This window comes from Intrasporangium sp. Soil_C_50 (assembly GCF_057656595.1).
The window spans coordinates 644,811-660,610 of record NZ_JBDGKB010000001.1; the positions used below are offsets into that span (position 1 = coordinate 644,811).

At 72.6% G+C, this 15,800-nt stretch carries 13 protein-coding genes; 3 read left to right on the plus strand and 10 right to left on the minus strand.

Translation table 11 applies throughout. From position 1 onward, the window contains the following. Positions 1 to 45: 45 nt before the first annotated feature. Complete coding sequence (locus AC3A5R_RS03055; protein WP_487619296.1) at positions 46 to 1,533, minus strand: sensor histidine kinase; 1,488 nt, start codon at positions 1,531 to 1,533, stop codon at positions 46 to 48. Positions 1,534 to 1,681: 148 nt separating this feature from the next. Next, positions 1,682 to 6,907, minus strand: a complete 5,226-nt coding sequence (locus tag AC3A5R_RS03060) for an NAD-glutamate dehydrogenase (protein WP_487619297.1) — start codon at positions 6,905 to 6,907, stop codon at positions 1,682 to 1,684. A 173-nt stretch (positions 6,908 to 7,080) separates the two neighbouring features. Here AC3A5R_RS03060 and AC3A5R_RS03065 point away from each other — a divergent pair, with 173 nt between their 5' ends. The 3 genes from AC3A5R_RS03065 (at position 7,081) to AC3A5R_RS03075 (ending at position 8,478) form a co-directional block, all read left to right on the plus strand. After that, positions 7,081 to 7,431, plus strand: coding sequence for a hypothetical protein (locus AC3A5R_RS03065; RefSeq protein ID WP_487619298.1), 351 nt, complete (start codon positions 7,081 to 7,083; stop codon positions 7,429 to 7,431). Continuing rightward, positions 7,428 to 7,919, plus strand: a complete 492-nt coding sequence (locus AC3A5R_RS03070) for a hypothetical protein (RefSeq protein ID WP_487619299.1) — start codon at positions 7,428 to 7,430, stop codon at positions 7,917 to 7,919. The genes AC3A5R_RS03065 and AC3A5R_RS03070 overlap by 4 nt, the downstream gene beginning before the upstream one ends. 61 nt (positions 7,920 to 7,980) lie before the next feature. Then, positions 7,981 to 8,478 carry a DUF2505 domain-containing protein gene (locus AC3A5R_RS03075; RefSeq protein WP_487619300.1) on the plus strand — a complete coding sequence of 166 codons (498 nt, stop codon included), beginning with the start codon at positions 7,981 to 7,983 and terminating at the stop codon, positions 8,476 to 8,478. 74 nt (positions 8,479 to 8,552) lie between these two features. On the opposite strand, the gene pruA is transcribed toward AC3A5R_RS03075, so the two are convergent. The 8 genes from pruA to AC3A5R_RS03115 all read right to left on the minus strand — a co-directional run bounded on the left by pruA (position 8,553) and on the right by AC3A5R_RS03115 (position 15,770). After that, entirely contained in the window at positions 8,553 to 10,181 is a 1,629-nt protein-coding gene (gene pruA / locus AC3A5R_RS03080) for an L-glutamate gamma-semialdehyde dehydrogenase (protein WP_487619301.1), read from the minus strand. A gap of 121 nt (positions 10,182 to 10,302) precedes the next feature. Beyond that, the gene (locus AC3A5R_RS03085; protein ID WP_487619302.1) at positions 10,303 to 10,701 is read right to left on the minus strand and encodes a DUF4870 domain-containing protein; all 399 of its coding nucleotides are present in this window, start codon (positions 10,699 to 10,701) and stop codon (positions 10,303 to 10,305) included. A gap of 133 nt (positions 10,702 to 10,834) precedes the next feature. Next, entirely contained in the window at positions 10,835 to 11,548 is a 714-nt protein-coding gene (locus tag AC3A5R_RS03090; RefSeq protein WP_487619303.1) for an SGNH/GDSL hydrolase family protein, read from the minus strand. A gap of 70 nt (positions 11,549 to 11,618) precedes the next feature. Then, positions 11,619 to 12,668 (minus strand): alpha/beta fold hydrolase, encoded by a 1,050-nt coding sequence (locus tag AC3A5R_RS03095; RefSeq protein ID WP_487619304.1) that lies wholly within the window; start codon positions 12,666 to 12,668, stop codon positions 11,619 to 11,621. Between the two features lie 49 nt (positions 12,669 to 12,717). After that, positions 12,718 to 13,320, minus strand: coding sequence for a TetR/AcrR family transcriptional regulator (locus AC3A5R_RS03100; RefSeq protein WP_487619305.1), 603 nt, complete (start codon positions 13,318 to 13,320; stop codon positions 12,718 to 12,720). Between the two features lie 49 nt (positions 13,321 to 13,369). Next, the gene (locus AC3A5R_RS03105) at positions 13,370 to 13,882 is read right to left on the minus strand and encodes an NUDIX hydrolase (protein WP_487619306.1); all 513 of its coding nucleotides are present in this window, start codon (positions 13,880 to 13,882) and stop codon (positions 13,370 to 13,372) included. Between the two features lie 17 nt (positions 13,883 to 13,899). After that, positions 13,900 to 14,355, minus strand: coding sequence for a DUF6912 family protein (locus AC3A5R_RS03110; protein WP_487619307.1), 456 nt, complete (start codon positions 14,353 to 14,355; stop codon positions 13,900 to 13,902). Further along, the gene (locus AC3A5R_RS03115) at positions 14,355 to 15,770 is read right to left on the minus strand and encodes a WS/DGAT/MGAT family O-acyltransferase (RefSeq protein ID WP_487619308.1); all 1,416 of its coding nucleotides are present in this window, start codon (positions 15,768 to 15,770) and stop codon (positions 14,355 to 14,357) included. Before AC3A5R_RS03115 ends, AC3A5R_RS03110 begins: the two co-directional genes overlap by 1 nt. Positions 15,771 to 15,800: the final 30 nt, after the last annotated feature.

Sequence of the window (15,800 nt, forward strand, 5' to 3'; positions counted from 1 at the left end):
TTCCGCTGCCCGGACGCCGCTGGCGAACAGCCCTCGGCTCGCGCGTCAGGTGATCGGGCGCAGGCTCGCGGTGAACCGGGCCCGGGTGCCGTGCGGCGACACCGGCTCCCACGTGATCCGGCCCTGCAGGTCGGCGATGAGCGACTGGACGATCTGGGTGCCGAGGCCCGATCCCGGGCGGCGGGCCGGGTCGATGCCCTTCCCGTCGTCCTCGACCGACACGACGACCATCGGCTGACCGCGGTCGTCGGACTGCCGCTCCACGTTGACGCGCACCACTCCCCCGGCATCGCCGAGTCCGTGCTCGATGGAGTTCTGGACCAGCTCGCTCAGGACCATGGCGAGCGCCGTGGCGTCCTCGGCACGCAGCCGCCCGAAGGAGCCCTCGGTGACGGCGCGCACCGGGGCGCCGTTCGAGGCCACCTCGACGACGGCGTTGAGGCCGCGCTGGGAGATGGCGTCGAAGTCGACGGTCTCGTCGAACCCCTGGCTCAGCTGGTCGTGGACCATGGCGATGGTGCCGACGCGTCGCTCGGCCTCCTCGAGCGCGATCCGCGCCTCGCCCTGGGGCACGCGCCGGGCCTGCAGGCGCAGCAGGGCCGCGACGGACTGGAGGTTGTTCTTGACGCGATGGTGGATCTCGCGGATCGTCGCGTCCTTGGTCATGAGCTCGCGCTCGCGCCGCCGCAGTTCGCCGACGTCGCGCATGAGGACGATGGCCCCGAACCGCTGTCCCGCCTCGGTCAGCGGGATGGCCCGCATCGACACGGTCGTGCCGCCGGCGACGACCTCGGTGCGCCACGGCTGTCGACCGGTGACGACGAGCGGCAACCCTTCGTCGACGGGGTAGGACTCGCGGACGTTGTCCGTGACGATCTGGGCCAGGCTCGCCCCCACGACCTCGCCGAGGTGCCCGAGCCGGTGCAGCGCCGACACCGCGTTCGGGCTCGCGTACGTGACGACGCCGTCGACGTCGAGCCGGATGACGCCGTCGCCGACGCGCGGGGCGCCGCGGCGCAGGCCGGTCGGGGCGCTGCCGTGCGGGAACTCCCCACCGGTGATCATCCGGCACAGGGCGTCGGCGGTGGCCAGGTAGGTCAGCTCGAGTCGGCTCGGGGTGCGGGTCGTCCAGAGGTTGGTGTGCCGGGTCATGACGGCGACGACGTGGCCTCCGCGCACGACGGGGATGTACTCCTCACGGACCGACTGGTCGGGCCCCTGCTCGTGCGGCACGACGACCTGGCGCACGCGCAGGATGCGTTGCTCGGCCGCGGCCTCGTCGAGCAGGTCGCGGGTGCGACCGGGGTCGGCCACCCGCCCGACCTGGTCGTCGACGAAGACGAGCTGGCCCGTGGTGGGGCGCACGTGCGCGACGGCCTCCCAGCGGTCGCTGACCGAGCGGACCCACAGGACGAGGTCGGCGAAGGAGAGGTCGGCGACCAGCTGCCAGTCGCCGACGAGCAGCTGGAGCCACTCGATGTCGTGGTCCGGCAGGTCGGTGCGTCCGCGCAGGAGCTCGCTGAGGGTCGCCACGTCACGAGCCTAGTGAGCGTGCAGCCGGACGAGTCCAGCGGTCTCGTGCCGTTCCGTTCCTGTTGCCGCCGGCCCCGGACGGGCGAGCGCCCCGCTGTGCCGGTCCGGGGACCGCCGCGGCGGGGCGCTCGCTCGCTCGACTGCACCGTCAGCTGCGGGACCTCGCTGCAGCGGTGCGGGCCGCGGCCCTGGTCGCCGACTTCGCGGCTGCCTTCTTGGCCGGCGTCTTCTTCGTGGTGACCTTCGCGGTGGCCTTCGACGCCGTCCTGCTCGCCGTCTTCTTCGCGGCGTCCTTCGTCGGGGCCTTCGATCCGTTCGACCCGTTCGACGCTGCCGTCGCGGCCCTCTTCGACGCCTTCGACGCCTTCTTGACGGCCTTCTTGGCGGCCTTCGTCGCGGCCGTCCTCGCGGCGCCGGCCGGCAGCGCCGGCGGCTCGGCCGGCTGCGGCGCGGACGACCCAGCCGGACGGGTCACCGTCCGCAGCGTCCGCAGCGCCACCGACAGCGCGGCGATGCCGGCGTGGCTCATCCGTTCGATGCCGCCGAGGGCCTGACGGGCCCGGCCGAGGGCGTCGGCGTTGAGCTCGGACCACGCCTCGAGCCGCGAGGCGGCGTCGGCGGACCGGTCGCCCACCTCGAGGATCGAGCGCGTCAGGCTCTCGAGCACGGCGTAGAGGTCGTCGCGCATGGCTCCCCGGGCGAGGGCGTCCCAGCGGTCCTCGCGCGGCAGCGCCGTGACCCGCGTCAGCATCGCGTCGATGCTGAAGGTCTCCGAGGCGAGGAAGTAGACGCCGACGACGCTCTCGAGCGGCTCGCCGGTGTCCTCGGCCAGCTCGACGCAGTCGAGGAGCGAGTACGCGTCGAGCAGCGATGCCGCCGACAGCGCCAGTTCCTCGGGCACGCCCTTGCCCTGCAGGTCGCGGGCCCGCCGCACGAGGCGGGTGCGTTCGCTGCCCTGGAGGACGTCGGACATCCGGTCCGCGTAGGCCTCGACGCCGGGCCGGAACCGGGCCACCTCGGCCGCGATGTCGAGCTCGGCGGGCCGGGCGGTGAGGAACCAGCGCACGGCCCGGTCGATGAGCCGGCGGAACTCGAGGTAGAGCGCCGTCTGCGCGGCCGTCGACACCTGGTTGTCGGTGGCCTCGACGCGGCGCACGAACCCGGCGAGGTCGAACACCTCGCGGCACACGACGTAGGCGCGGGCGACCTGCTCCGGCGACGCGCCGGTCTCCTCGGTGGCGCGGTAGGCGAAGGTGATGCCGCCGCGGTTGACCATCGAGTTCGCGACCGCGTTGGTGATGATCTCGCGACGCAGCGGGTGGGCCGCGATCTGCTCGGCGTACTTGCCGCGCAGCGGCTTCGGGAAGTACTCCGACAACGTCGTGGCGAACCACGGGTCGTCGGGCAGCGCCGTCGCGATGAGCTGGTTCTTCAGGTAGAGCTTCGCGTACGCGACGAGCACCGAGAACTCGGGCGAGGACAGGCCGAGGCCGTCCTTCTGGCGTCGGCCGATCTCGGAGTCGCTCGGCAGGAACTCCAGCCCCCGGTCGAGGTCGCCGTGCTCCTCGAGGAAATGGATGAGCCGCTCGTGCACGACGAGCATCTGGTGCTGCTGGGCCCGGGCGTTGCCGAGCAGGACGTTCTGCTCGTAGTTGTCGCGCAGCACCTGCTGGGCCACCTCGTCGGTCATCGACGCGAGGAGCGTGTTGCGGCGCTTCGTCGTCAGCTCGCCGGTACGGGTCAGCTCGGTGAGCAGGATCTTGATGTTGACCTCGTGGTCGGAGGTGTCGACCCCGGCGCTGTTGTCGATGGCGTCGGTGTTGACCCGCACACCGGCCAGGGCCGCCTCGATGCGTCCGAGCTGGCTCAGGCCGAGGTTGCCCCCCTCGCCGACGACCTTGCACCGCAGGTCGGCGCCGTTGACGCGGATGGCGTCGTTGGCGCGGTCGCCGATCTCGGCGTTCGTCTCGGCCGCGGCCTTGACGTACGTGCCGATGCCGCCGTTCCAGAGCAGGTCGACGGGCGCGAGCAGGATCGCCTTCATCAGCTCGGCCGGCGTCAGGCTCCTGGTGCCGGCGCGCAGGCCGAGCGCAGCGACCATCTGCGGCGTCACCGCGATCGACTTGGCCGAGCGCGGGAAGACCCCGCCGCCCTTGCTGATGAGCGACTCGTCGTAGTCGGCCCACGACGAGCCCGGCAGGTCGAACATCCGGCGCCGCTCGGCGAAGGACGTGGCGGCGTCGGGGTCGGGGTCGACGAAGATGTGCCGGTGGTCGAAGGCGGCCACGAGGCGGATGTGCTCGGACAGGAGCATCCCGTTGCCGAAGACGTCACCGCTCATGTCGCCGACGCCGACGACGGTGAACTCCTCGCTCTGCGTGTCGAGGCCGAGCTCGCGGAAGTGCCGCTTGACGGACTCCCACGCGCCACGGGCCGTGATGCCCATGCCCTTGTGGTCGTAGCCCGCCGAGCCGCCCGAGGCGAACGCGTCGTCGAGCCAGAAGCCGTAGTCGGAGGAGATGCCGTTGGCGATGTCGGAGAACTTCGCCGTGCCCTTGTCGGCGGCGACGACGAGGTAGGTGTCGACCTCGTCGTGGCGCACGACGCGGTTCGGCGGGACGGCCTCGCCGGACACCAGGTTGTCGGTGAGGTCGAGCAGGCCGGAGATGAACAGCTTGTAGGACGCGATGCCCTCGTCCATCCACGCGGCGCGGTCGACGGCGGGGTCGGGCAGCTGCTTGGCGTAGAAGCCGCCCTTGGAGCCGGTCGGCACGATGACCGCGTTCTTGACCATCTGCGCCTTGACGAGACCGAGGACCTCGGTGCGGAAGTCCTCCCGGCGGTCGGACCACCGCAGGCCGCCGCGGGCGACCTTGCCGAAGCGCAGGTGCACGCCCTCGACGCGCGGGCTGTAGACCCACACCTCGAACATCGGTCGCGGCGCCGGCAGGTCGGGGACCTTCTTCGGGTTGAGCTTGAGCGAGACGTAGGACTTGTCGTGGCCGTGCTCGTCGGGCTGGTAGAAGTTCGTGCGCAGGCTGGCCAGGATGACGCCGAGCAGCGCCCGGACGATGCGGTCGTGGTCGAGGCTCGCGACGTCGTCGAGCGCCTCCTTGACGTGCGTGACGATCGCCTTCTGCCGCGCCGCGCGCTTGTCGCGGCCGGCGTCGGTGTCGGGGAACGCGTCGGGGTCGAACCGCGCCTCGAAGAGCTCGACGAGGCTGCGGGCCAGGCCGGTGTGCGCGACGAGGGCCGACTCGACGTAGTCCTGCGAGAACGTCGACCCGGTCTGGCGCAGGTACTTGGCGACGGTGCGCAGGATGACGACCTGGCGCCACGTCAGCCCGGCGCCGAGGACGAGCGCGTTGAAGCCGTCGGACTCGGCGCGCCCGTCCCAGACCGCGCGGAAGGCGTCCTCGAAGCGGCGACGGACGTCGTCGGCGCCGGCCCCGGTGGCCGCGCCGGCCCACAGGTGGGCGTCGGCGCGCAGCCCGAAGTCGTAGATGCGCAGGGTGCGTCCGTCGGCGCCGCGCAGCTCGTACGGACGCTCGTCGCCGACCTCGACGCCGAGGTGGGTGAAGAGCGGCAGGACCTGCGTCAGCGACAGCTCGGCGCGGCGGTAGAGCTTGAAGCGCCGCTCCTGGGCCGAGTCGCTCGCGCTGTCCTCGTAGAGGTGCAGCGCGGTGGTGAGGTCGCCGTCGCCGAGCGCCTCGATGCGGTCGAGGTCCTCGACCGCCGTCGACACGTCGAAGTCCTCCTTGTACGCCTCCGGCAGGGCCTTGGCGTAGGCGGCCATGGCCCGCGCGGCGCCGTCGGTGCCGCGCGCGTTCGCGAGCGCCTCGCCGAGGTCCTCGTCCCACGTGCGGGTGGCGTCGATGACACGCTGCTCGAGCGCCGCCTCGTCGACGTCGGGGATGTCGACGCCCGCCGGCATGCGGACCACGAAGTGCAGCCGCGCGAGGACCGACTCACTGACCCGCGTCGTGTTGTCGATGTTCTCGCCGCCGAACGCCTCGAGCAGCAGCGCCTCGATGCGCAGGCGGACCGTCGTGTTGTAGCGGTCGCGCGGCAGGTAGACGAGGCACGAGACGAAGCGGCCGAACTCGTCACGGCGCAGGAACAGCTTGGTCTTGCGACGCTCCTGCAGGTGCAGGACGCTCGTGGCGATGTCGGCCAGCTGCGCGGCGCTCGTCTGGAAGAGCTCGTCGCGCGGGTAGGTCTCGAGGATCTGGAGGATGTCCTTGCCCGAGTGGCTGTCGGCCGACAGCCCGGTGATGCGCAGGACCTCCTGGGCACGCACGTCGACGAGCGGGATGTCGTGGATCGTGTCGTTGTAGGCGGCCGACGCGTAGAGGCCGAGGAAGCGCTGCTCCCCCACGCACTCGCCACGCGCGTCGAACTTCTTGATCGAGATGTAGTCGAGGTAGACGTCGCGGTGCACGGTGGCGCGCGAGTTGGCCTTGGTGATGATGAGGATCGTCGAGTCGCGGGCGGCGCGGCTCGCGGCGGGCGTCAGGACCAGCCCGCTGCCGGCGCGGGGGCGGTCGTAGCGCAGCAGGCCCAGGCCCGTGCCCGGCACCTGCCGGGAGATGTCCTTGCCCTCCTCATGGCTCAGCGAGTACTCGCGGTAGCCGAGGAAGGTGAAGTTGTTGTGGGCGAGCCACTCGAGGAAACGGGCCGCCTCACGGGCCTGGTGCGGGTCGGTGCCGGGCGGCGTCGCCGAACGCAGCTCGCTCGCGATGGTGAGCGCGTGCGCCCGCATCTTGGGCCAGTCCTCGACCGAGTCGCGGACGTTCTCCAGGACGTGGCGCAGGCGGTTCTCGACGTCGGGCAGCGCGTCGTCGGGCAGCCGGTCGATCTCCAGGTGCATCCACGACTCGCGCACGAGGCCGACGCCACCGCTCGGCACCGTGGTGCTGCCGTCGGTGACGACGGTCTGCAGCTCGCCGGTGATGGTGCGCGACACCGTCATCTGCGGGTGGACGATGAGGTGGACCCCGCGGTCGAAGCCGCCGAGCGTGGCGACGACGGAGTCGACGAGGAACGGCATGTCGTCGACGACGACCTGCACGACCGTGTGGGTCGTCGACCAGCCCTCGTCCTCGGGCGTCGGGTTGAAGGCCCGGACGTTGAACGTGCCGACCGGCCGCTCCGCGGCGAAGCCCCGGTGCTCCTGGGCGATCGTGGCCAGCTCGCGGGCCGGTCGCGCGAGGAGGTCCTCGGTGGCGACGAGCCGGTAGTACGCGAGCAGGTACTCCACGAGCTCGCTCGTGTGGTCTGCGGCGCCCCGGCCCCTCCTCGGGGCCGGCGCTGCGACGGCCGCTGCCGCGGCCTTCAGGACGTCGATTCGAGTCTGTTCGAGTGACGCGGACATGCGCTGTTCGGATTCCTCACCGTGGGCCTCGTGCACGGCACGCCGTTGTGCCGGCATCTCACCATGTGAGCCTATCCCCGTCGGCCGGTGGCGCCGAACCACCCCCGCCGGCCCGCCGCGACGCGGTGGAGAACTCCCGAGGGGCCGCGCCGCGACTGCCTAGAGTGGAGCCCATGACCGACGGGACCGACGGGACCGGGCAGCGGGCCGCGGGCACCGCCGACCCTGCGACGCTGCGGGCTCTCGCCGACGCTCGTGCCCTGGCGCGCTCGCTGTCCGACGCGCTGCTGACGCACCTGCCGGACGTCGGCGACCTCGCCACCCAGCGGCTCCTCGACGCGTGGGTCGAGCAGGGCGCGGACACGCTTCGGGCCCTGGCCGAAGCCCTCGAGGAGCGGCTCCTCGACCTCGGCTCGGCCGGCGTCGGCTCCTCTCCCGCTACCGACGGTCGGCACCGCGGCGACCACTCCGACCACTCCGACCACTCGGTCGAGGCCGGCGGGCTCCGGGGGTGGGCACCGTGACCGGCACCGACGGCGACGCCGCGTCCATCTCGGCGCTCGGGGGCACCCTGCGGGGAGGCGCCGGCCGGCTCGCCGACCACGTCCACGACCTCGACGCGCCCGCCGGGCGGCAGGTCCGGCGTGGCGGGTCCGACCCCACGGCGCGCGAGCGCGACCTGCTGACCCGCACCGCCACCGAGCTGGACTCCGTCGGGGGGCTGCTGCAGGCCCTCACCGCCACGACGGCCGAAAGTGCCGCCCGCCTGCGTGCCCTCGAGCCCGACCTGCGCCGCGCCGGCCTCGCGCTCGAGGGTCAGCTCGTCGTCGAGGAGCCCGGCCCCAGCCGTGTCGAGCCCGACACGCGGCTGCGCGAACGAGCGCGGCTGCAGGAGCTGCTCAACCGCATCACCTCGACCCGCGCCCGCGACCTGGCCCGCCTGCGCCGCGAGCTCGAGCGCTCGACGGCCGTCCTCGCACGCGTCTCGGACCGGTCGCGATCCGGCAGCTGAGCGACACCCTCGATGCCACCTGCCGTGGCGAGTGGGCGCGCGTGGCATAGCGTTGTCGCCCATGAGGATCTCCGAGACGATCTCGTACGTCGCCGCTCCCGACGCCGTGTTCGCCATGGTCACCGACCCGCAGTTCCAGGAGCGCAAGTGCGTCGAGGCCGGCGCGCTGCGCCACGATGCCGCCGTCACCGCCGCCGGCGACGGCGCCCGCGTCGTCACCCGCCGTGACCTGCCCACCGACGGCCTGCCCGACTTCGCCAAGTCCGTCGTCGGCAGCACCCTGTCGATCACCGAGACCTACGAGTGGTCCGGTCCCGACGGCGACGCCGCCCGCACCGGCACCCTGACCGTAGAGGTCGCCGGTGCCCCGGTCGCCATGCGCTCGGACGTGCGCCTCTTCCCCTCCGGCGGCGGTACGACGATCACCATCGAGGGCGACCTCAAGGCCTCGATCCCGCTCTTCGGGGGGAAGGTCGAGAAGGCCGCCGCCCCCGCGGTCGTCGACGCCATCCGCAGCGAGCAGCAGACCGGTCAGACCTGGCTCGCCGAGCACGCCTGAGCCGCAACGGATCCCGGACGCAGAGGAGGCCGGCCCCCGACGGGGACCGGCCTCCTGACGTCTGCCCCGACGCGTCAGCCCATGTGCGGGTAGGCGTGGTTCGTCGGCGGGACGAACGTCTCCTTGATGGAGCGGACGCTCGTCCAGCGCAGCAGGTTCTGCGCGGCGCCGGCCTTGTCGTTGGTGCCGGACGCGCGACCGCCGCCGAAGGGCTGCTGGCCGACGACGGCGCCGGTGGGCTTGTCGTTGACGTAGAAGTTGCCGGCGGCGAAGCGGAGGCGCTGCGTGGCGTCGGCGATGGCGCGGCGGTCCTGGGCGATGATCGAGCCGGTCAGTCCGTACGGCGCGAAGCGCTCCATCTGGTCGAGGACCTTGTCGTACTGGGCGTCCGGGAAGACGTGCACCGACAGGATCGGGCCGAAGTACTCGGTGCGGAACGACTCGTCGGCCGCGTCCTTGATCTCCAGCACCGTCGGGCGCACGAAGTAGCCGACCGAGTCGTCGTAGGTGCCGCCGGCGACGACGTCGATGCCCTTCGTCGCGTGCGCCCGGTCGATGGCGTCCTTGTGCTTGGCGAACGCGCGGTCGTCGATGACGGCGCCCATGAAGTTGGACAGGTCGGTGACGTCACCCTGGCTCAGGCCGTTGGTGATGTCGACGAGGTCGCCCTTGATCTGCGTCCACACCGACGCCGGCACGTACGCGCGCGAGGCAGCCGAGCACTTCTGGCCCTGGAACTCGAAGGCGCCGCGGATCATCGCGGTGCGCAGGACGGCCGGGTCGGCGCTCGGGTGGGCGAGGATGAAGTCCTTGCCGCCGGTCTCGCCGACGAGCCGCGGGTAGGTGCGGTAGCGGTCGAGGTTCGTGCCGACCTCGTGCCACAGGTGCTTGAAGGTCGGCGTCGAGCCGGTGAAGTGGATGCCGGCGAGGTCCTCGTCGGACAGGGCCGCCTTGCTGACGTTGATGCCGTCGCCGGTGACCATGTTGATGACGCCCGGCGGCATGCCGGCCTCCTCGAGCAGCTCCATCGTCAGCTGGGCAGCCAGCTGCTGCGTCGGGCTCGGCTTCCACACGACGGTGTTGCCCATCAGGGCCGGGGCCGTCGGCAGGTTGCCGGCGATGGCGGTGAAGTTGAACGGCGTGATCGCGTAGACGAAGCCCTCGAGGGAGCGGTAGTCCGAGCGGTTCCAGATGCCCTTGGCGTTGAGCGGCGGCTGCTGCTCGAGGATCTGGCGCGCGAAGTGGACGTTGATGCGCCAGAAGTCGATGAGCTCGCAGGCGGCGTCGATCTCGGCCTGGTAGGCGGTCTTGCTCTGGCCGAGCATCGTCGCGGCGTTGAGGCGGGCGCGCCACGGGCCGGAGAGCAGCTCGGCGGCCTTGAGCAGGATCGCGGCCCGGTCGTCGAAGGACAGCTCGCGCCACATCGGGGCGGCGGCCTTGGCGGCGTCGACGGCGGCCTGGCCCTCCTTGACGGTCGCGTTGCGCAGCGTGCCGAGCACCTTGCGGTGGGCGTGCGGCTGCCGCACGGCGATCTTGCGGCCGGTCCCCGTGACGCGCTGCCCGTTGATCGTGTGGGGCAGCTCGCGCTGGTCGGCGCCCAGCTCGGCGAGGGCGACCTCGAGCGCGGCGCGCTCGGGCGAGCCCGGCGCGTAGTCGAGCACCGGCTCGTTGGCCGGTGCGGGCACGTGGGTCACGGCGTCCATCAAGTTCTCCTGCGGGTTGGCGCGGTTCTCGCTGTCGTCGCCCGGAACGGGCGATGGGGTGGCCGCCTCGTGGGCGAGCCACCCCATCGTTCCATGACCGCCGCAGTGGTCGGGAGCGTCGTCAGTGCAGGACCGGGATGCCCCACGGGTAGCGGAACGACTCACCACGGTTCGCGGCCATCGCGGCACGGACGTGGAACCACAGGGCCGCCAGCACGGCGACGACCCAGACGATGATCGCCACGGGGATGAGGATGACCGTGAAGAACATGAGCCAGCCGACGATGATGGCGGCCCACACGGCGAGGTTGAAGTTGAACGACCCGGCTGCCGCCCGGCGGACGAAGGCGCTGCGGTCCTTGTAGACGGCCCAGATGAGCAGTGGGCCTACGAAGCTGAGCCAGCCGACGGAGATGACGGCGGCGACGATGGCGGCGAGGTGTCCGAGGATCGCCCACGTGCGCTCGTCGCGCGTCGGCGTCAGGGCCTGGCCGTAGGGGTTGGGAATCGGCTGTGTCATGACTCCATCGTCGCCCTCCCGGCGGTGCGCCGCTGCTGGGGACGGCCCTGATCGGACCCTGACCCGCCCCTGAGCCGCTCGCGCGACTGACCGGTGCCGGCGCCTCTCCGGCGACCTCCGCCGGCCCGACGCGTCAGGCGCCCGCGCCCACCGTGTCGTCGACGGTGAGCGAGCACACGGCGCTCGACCCGTCGGCGATGCCGAGCGTGCGCAGGAGCGTCAGGACCATCTCGTGGTGCCCGCGCGCCCCGGGGTGGAAGGAGTCGTCGAGCCAGCCCTCCGGCGCGACGTCGGCCCCCGAGGCGTCGGCCGCCTCGCGCCAGGCTGCCGCGTGGTCGACGACGAGCACGCCGAGCGACTCGGCGACCTCACGGACCGCGTCGGAGTAGAGCTCGATGAGCTCGGGCGAGCGCGCGCCGTCGGCGAGGACCGGCGGCGGGGTCTGGAGCACGACCGTGGCGCCGACGTCGCGCGAGCGCTGGACGATCTGGTCGATGCGGTACCGGAAGGCGCGGATGCCGTCGGCGCCGGCGACGATGTCGTTGGTGCCGAACATGACGAAGACGACGTCGGGCCCGAACCGGCCTGCCCGCCAGTGGAACTCGGGAAGCAGGTCTTCTGCGGTGGAGCCGGAGACCCCGGAGTTGACGACGGCGTCGCCGAGCCGGCCGAGCTCGCCGCGCACGCGCTCGGCGAAGAGCTCGACGTAGTTGCGCCGCCCGTGCGTGTGCACGACGCCCTGGGTGATGCTGTCGCCGAGGAACACCCACGTGACCGGCGGGCCGGCGAGGATCTCCCGGAGCCGGTCGGCGTCCCGGCGTGCGTACTCGTCAGCGGTGAAGTCCATTCGCGCAACGTAACAAGCCACCCGGCCCGCGCGACTCCCCCGGCCCACTCCGTGGGACGCGCCCGTGGGCTCACGCGACGTCGCCGGCCGCCGCCACCGACCACGTGGCGGCGTCCACAGCCTCCGCGGCGAACGGCCACGGCGCCGGGACGTCCGTTGCGTGCAGGCTCGCCTCGACGGGGAGGCGGCCGGCGAACCGGGCCACGGCGCCGGTGACGGCGCGGTCGGCGAGGATGCGCCGGTGCCCGAGCCCCACGGTGCTGAGCAGGCGGGCTCCCGGCCACGTGCGCACGAGTGCCGCCGACGCGGCGTGGGGCACCTCGCGGTCGCCGAGGTCGTGGACGACGAGGAGCTCGGGTCGACCCGGCCCGGCGGCCGAGCCGCGGGCAGCACGGTCGCCGTCCCGCCCGAGGTCGGTGCCGAGCCGGGCGAGGTCGAGGTGGGCGACCGGGTAGCCGGTGCGGCGCTCTGCCCGGGCGGCGAGCCGGCGCAGGGTGGGCTCCCCCGGCGCCAGCTCGTCGCGCAGCCGCTCGAGCAGCGCCGGCACGCCGGGGACCGGTGCGACGAGGACGAGCCGCTCGGTGCCGACCCAGCCGTCGCGCAGGGCGAGGAGCGCCGCGAGCCCGCCCATCGAGTGGGCGACGACGGCGCGGGCGGGCCCGAAGCGCGCGGCCACGGCGTCGAGGGACCGTCCGAGCTCGACGGCGTCGCTCGTGCCGTGGCCGTGCGGCCCCTCGTCGGAGGTGCCGTGGCCCAGACCGTCGAGGGCCACCGGTTGCAGCCCTGCGTCGAGCAGCGGCCCGACGAACGGCACGAGGTGCTCGAGCGTGCCGCCCCAGCCATGGACGAGGTAGACGACCGGGCCGGTGCCCCACGACCAGCCCCGCACCGCACGACCGTCGACCCGCACCTCGAAGGGCGACCCGAGCAGCTCTCGGACGGAGGGCGCCGCCTCGGGCCAGGGTGTGACGGCACCGCTGCGTGCGGAGGACGGCACGCGCAACCACTCCCGCTCGAGGAGGCGCGCCGCCACGCCCGGGGCGACGAGTCCGAGGCCGCGGATCCCGGCGTAATAAATAGACCGACCGTTCGTGCTTTTCTGAGCTGAGATCCGTGCCATGGTCATCTTTCTGATGGGGCCTCGCGGCGGGCGGGGCGTGGTCGAGGGTTCAGGCGGTGCGCGCGACCGGGCGACACGCGTCGACGAGCCGGTCGAACGCCCGCAGCGCCCGCTCCCCGGCGCGGGGGTCGCGCAGCAGCCGGACGGCCTGGTGGTGTGCGAGGACGATGCCCTCGAGCTCGTAGGCGAACTGCCCGGGGTCGATGTCGTCGCGGAAGTGCCCCTCCGCGACGGCGGTGCCGAGGATGAGGCCGACGGACTCCTGTCGGTCGCGCTCGGCGCGGACGAGCTCGTCGCGAACCGGCCCCTCTTGGTCGTCGAACTCGCTTGCGGCGTCGACGAAGATGCAGCCGCCGCTGTAGCCGCGGGACTGCCAGGCGAGCCACGCTTCGAAGAAGGCGCGCAGCCGCGGCTCTCCCCGCGGCGTGGCCAGGGCCGGTCTCAGCACGACGTCGGTGAACCGTTCGCGCGCGTGCTGCAGCACCTCGACCTGCAGTGCCTCCTTGGACGCGAAGTGGGCGTACAGGCCGCTCTTGCTCAGCTTCGTCGCAGCCGCGAGCGTGCCGATCGTCAGGCCGCCGAGGCCGACGAGCGAGGCCAGCTCGGCCGCCTCCTCGAGGACGGCCTGCTTCGTGGCGTCACCCTTGCCCATGCCGCCATAAAAGCACGATCGTTCGGTTGTGACAAGAGTCTGCAGTCCGTCAGCCTGCGCCGCCGAGCCACTCGCGCAGCGTCGCTCCCCACACCGCAATGCTGTCGGGCACGACGGTCCCCGGCTCGTCGTCGAGGATCCGCACCAGGTCGGAGAGTCCGACCCACTCACCCCACGACACCTCCTCCGGCTGCCAGCGCACCGGCCCCTCCCACGTCACGGTGTAGCGGAAGGCCCGGTACCGCGTCGCGTCGTCGGCGTAGTCGGCCACGCCGAGCTTCACGAGCGGCACGCCGTGGACGCCGAGCTCCTCCTCCACCTCACGGACCGCCCCGTCGTCGGGGTCCTCCCCCGCGAGCACGACCCCACCGGCGGCGAAGTCGAGCAGCCCCGGGTATACGTCCTTCGTCGTCGTCCTCCGGTGCAGGTAGACGCGTCCGGCCGGGTCGCGCACGACGATCGAGGACGCGGCGTGGCGGAGGTTGCGCGCGCGCATCACCGAACGCGGCGCGCTCCCGGCGACGCGCCCCTCGTCGTCGTAGAGCGCCACCTGCTCGTCCACGCGGATCTCCTTGCGGCTCAGGCGAAGAAGCCGCGGACGTCGTCGAGCTCGGTGACGTCGTACCAGAGCAGCTCGTCCGCCTCGTCGTCCGGCTGGCCCGCCGCCACCTCGTCGTCGACGTGGAAGGAGGCCACCCGCGAGAGGGGCACGGGCGCCGTGACGACGACCCGCGACACGGGCGCCCCCTCACGCGGCGCCACCTGGTCGACGACCACCTCGGCGTCGGCGTCCGCCGAGGCGACGACCCGGCGATCGGCGCGTGCGACGCGCAGCCCACCGGCCGCGGCGACGGCGTCGCTGAACGCGGCGTACTCGAGGTCCTCGACGTCATGCCCCGGCGCCGACGCCTCGAGGGCCCGGGTCACCGCGAAGGCGACGCGTGGCGTCCCCGGTCCGGCGGACAGCCGCCCCGACGTCGCGAGCTCCTCGAGCCCGTCACGCCCGAGTGGCACGTAGACGCGGACGACCGGCATCAGGACTCCCTCCCACTGCGCAGCTCTTCGAGCGACTCGAGGATCGACTGGCCGAGCACGTCGACGTCGGGCATCGCCTCGCGGTCGGCGTTGAGGCCGTAGTACACGCCGCCGTCGTAGGACGTGATCCCGATCGAGAGGGCCTGGCCCTTGGCGAGCGGGGTCACCGGGTAGGTCGACAGCATCCGCGCGTCGCCCGCGTAGAGCGGCGACTGCGGCCCCGGCACGTTGGTGATCATGACGTTGTAGAGCCGCCGCGACATCGCCGAGCCCACCCGGGCCCCGAGTGCGTGCAGCGTCGGCGGTGCGAAGCCGGCCAGGTTGGCCAGCGACGTGGCGCCGACGGCCTGACCGCCCTCCATCTGCTGGCGCATCGCGAAGGCGATCTGGTGCAGCCGCATCGAGGCACCCGGCTCGCCCACGGGCAGGTTGACGACGCAGGCCATGACCTGGTTGGCGTACATGCCGGCCGGGTCGTCGCCGTAGATGCTGACCGGCACCATGGCGCGCACCTTCGTGGCGGCCGACACCGGCTCTCCACGGCCGAGCAGCCACGTGCGGAAGCCGCCGGCGATGGTCGCCAGGACGACGTCGTTGATCGTGACGTCCTCGGCGTACGCGCCCCGGGCGAGGCACGTGCGCACCCGCCGGTAGTCCTCGAGGTCGGTCGCGATCATGACCCACCGACGGGCCGAGCCGACCTCGGCGTTGAGCGGCGAGTCGGGCGCCGGCCGGGCCGCCGTGCGCGCCACCGTCGAGAGCAGGTGCCCCGCCGACTCGGCCGCGCGGACCGCGACGTTGAGCGCGTCGTTGACTCCGCCACGCACGAGGTCGACGACCTCCCTCGGGCGTCGCACGACGTCGACGACCGCCTCGGTGACGAGCTCGACCGACGACGGCGCACGTTTGGGGTCCCACGGCACCGGGTCGATGTCCTCGCCCTTGACGGCGTCGACGATGACGTGGGCGATGTCGAGGGCGTTGACGCCGTCGATGAGCGCCTGGTGGGTCTTGGTGACGATGGCGAAGCGCCCGCCGGAGAGCCCCTCGACGAGGTACACCTCCCAGAGCGGACGGGTGCGGTCGAGGCGTCGCGGCTGCACCCGGGCGACGAAGTCCTGCAGCTGTCGGTCCGTGCCGGGTCGCGGGAGGGCGGCGCGGCGCACGTGGTAGCTCATGTCGAACGACTCGTCGTCGACCCAGACCGGGTTGGCGATGCGGCCGGGCACGTCGCGGACCTTCTGCCGGAACCGCGGGATCGCGCCGATGCGGCTGCCGATGATGCCGACCAGCTGGTCGTAGTCGAAGCCCTCACGCGGCGGTTCGAAGACCATGACCGACCCCACGTGCATCGCGGTCGTCGTCTCCTCGAGGTAGAGGAACGACGCGTCGAGCGAGGTCAGGCGGTCGGACATGCTCACACTCTGCCAGACCCCCACATCTAG

Coding starts and splice junctions, on each gene's coding strand:
- AC3A5R_RS03060 (WP_487619297.1), bottom strand. CDS start 6,907: ATGTCCGCGTCACTCGAACAGACTCGAATCGACGTCCTGAAGGCCGCG.
- AC3A5R_RS03065 (WP_487619298.1), top strand. CDS start 7,081: ATGACCGACGGGACCGACGGGACCGGGCAGCGGGCCGCGGGCACCGCC.
- AC3A5R_RS03075 (WP_487619300.1), top strand. CDS start 7,981: ATGAGGATCTCCGAGACGATCTCGTACGTCGCCGCTCCCGACGCCGTG.
- pruA (WP_487619301.1), bottom strand. CDS start 10,181: ATGGACGCCGTGACCCACGTGCCCGCACCGGCCAACGAGCCGGTGCTC.
- AC3A5R_RS03085 (WP_487619302.1), bottom strand. CDS start 10,701: ATGACACAGCCGATTCCCAACCCCTACGGCCAGGCCCTGACGCCGACG.
- AC3A5R_RS03090 (WP_487619303.1), bottom strand. CDS start 11,548: ATGGACTTCACCGCTGACGAGTACGCACGCCGGGACGCCGACCGGCTC.
- AC3A5R_RS03095 (WP_487619304.1), bottom strand. CDS start 12,668: ATGGCACGGATCTCAGCTCAGAAAAGCACGAACGGTCGGTCTATTTAT.
- AC3A5R_RS03100 (WP_487619305.1), bottom strand. CDS start 13,320: ATGGGCAAGGGTGACGCCACGAAGCAGGCCGTCCTCGAGGAGGCGGCC.
- AC3A5R_RS03110 (WP_487619307.1), bottom strand. CDS start 14,355: ATGCCGGTCGTCCGCGTCTACGTGCCACTCGGGCGTGACGGGCTCGAG.
- AC3A5R_RS03115 (WP_487619308.1), bottom strand. CDS start 15,770: ATGTCCGACCGCCTGACCTCGCTCGACGCGTCGTTCCTCTACCTCGAG.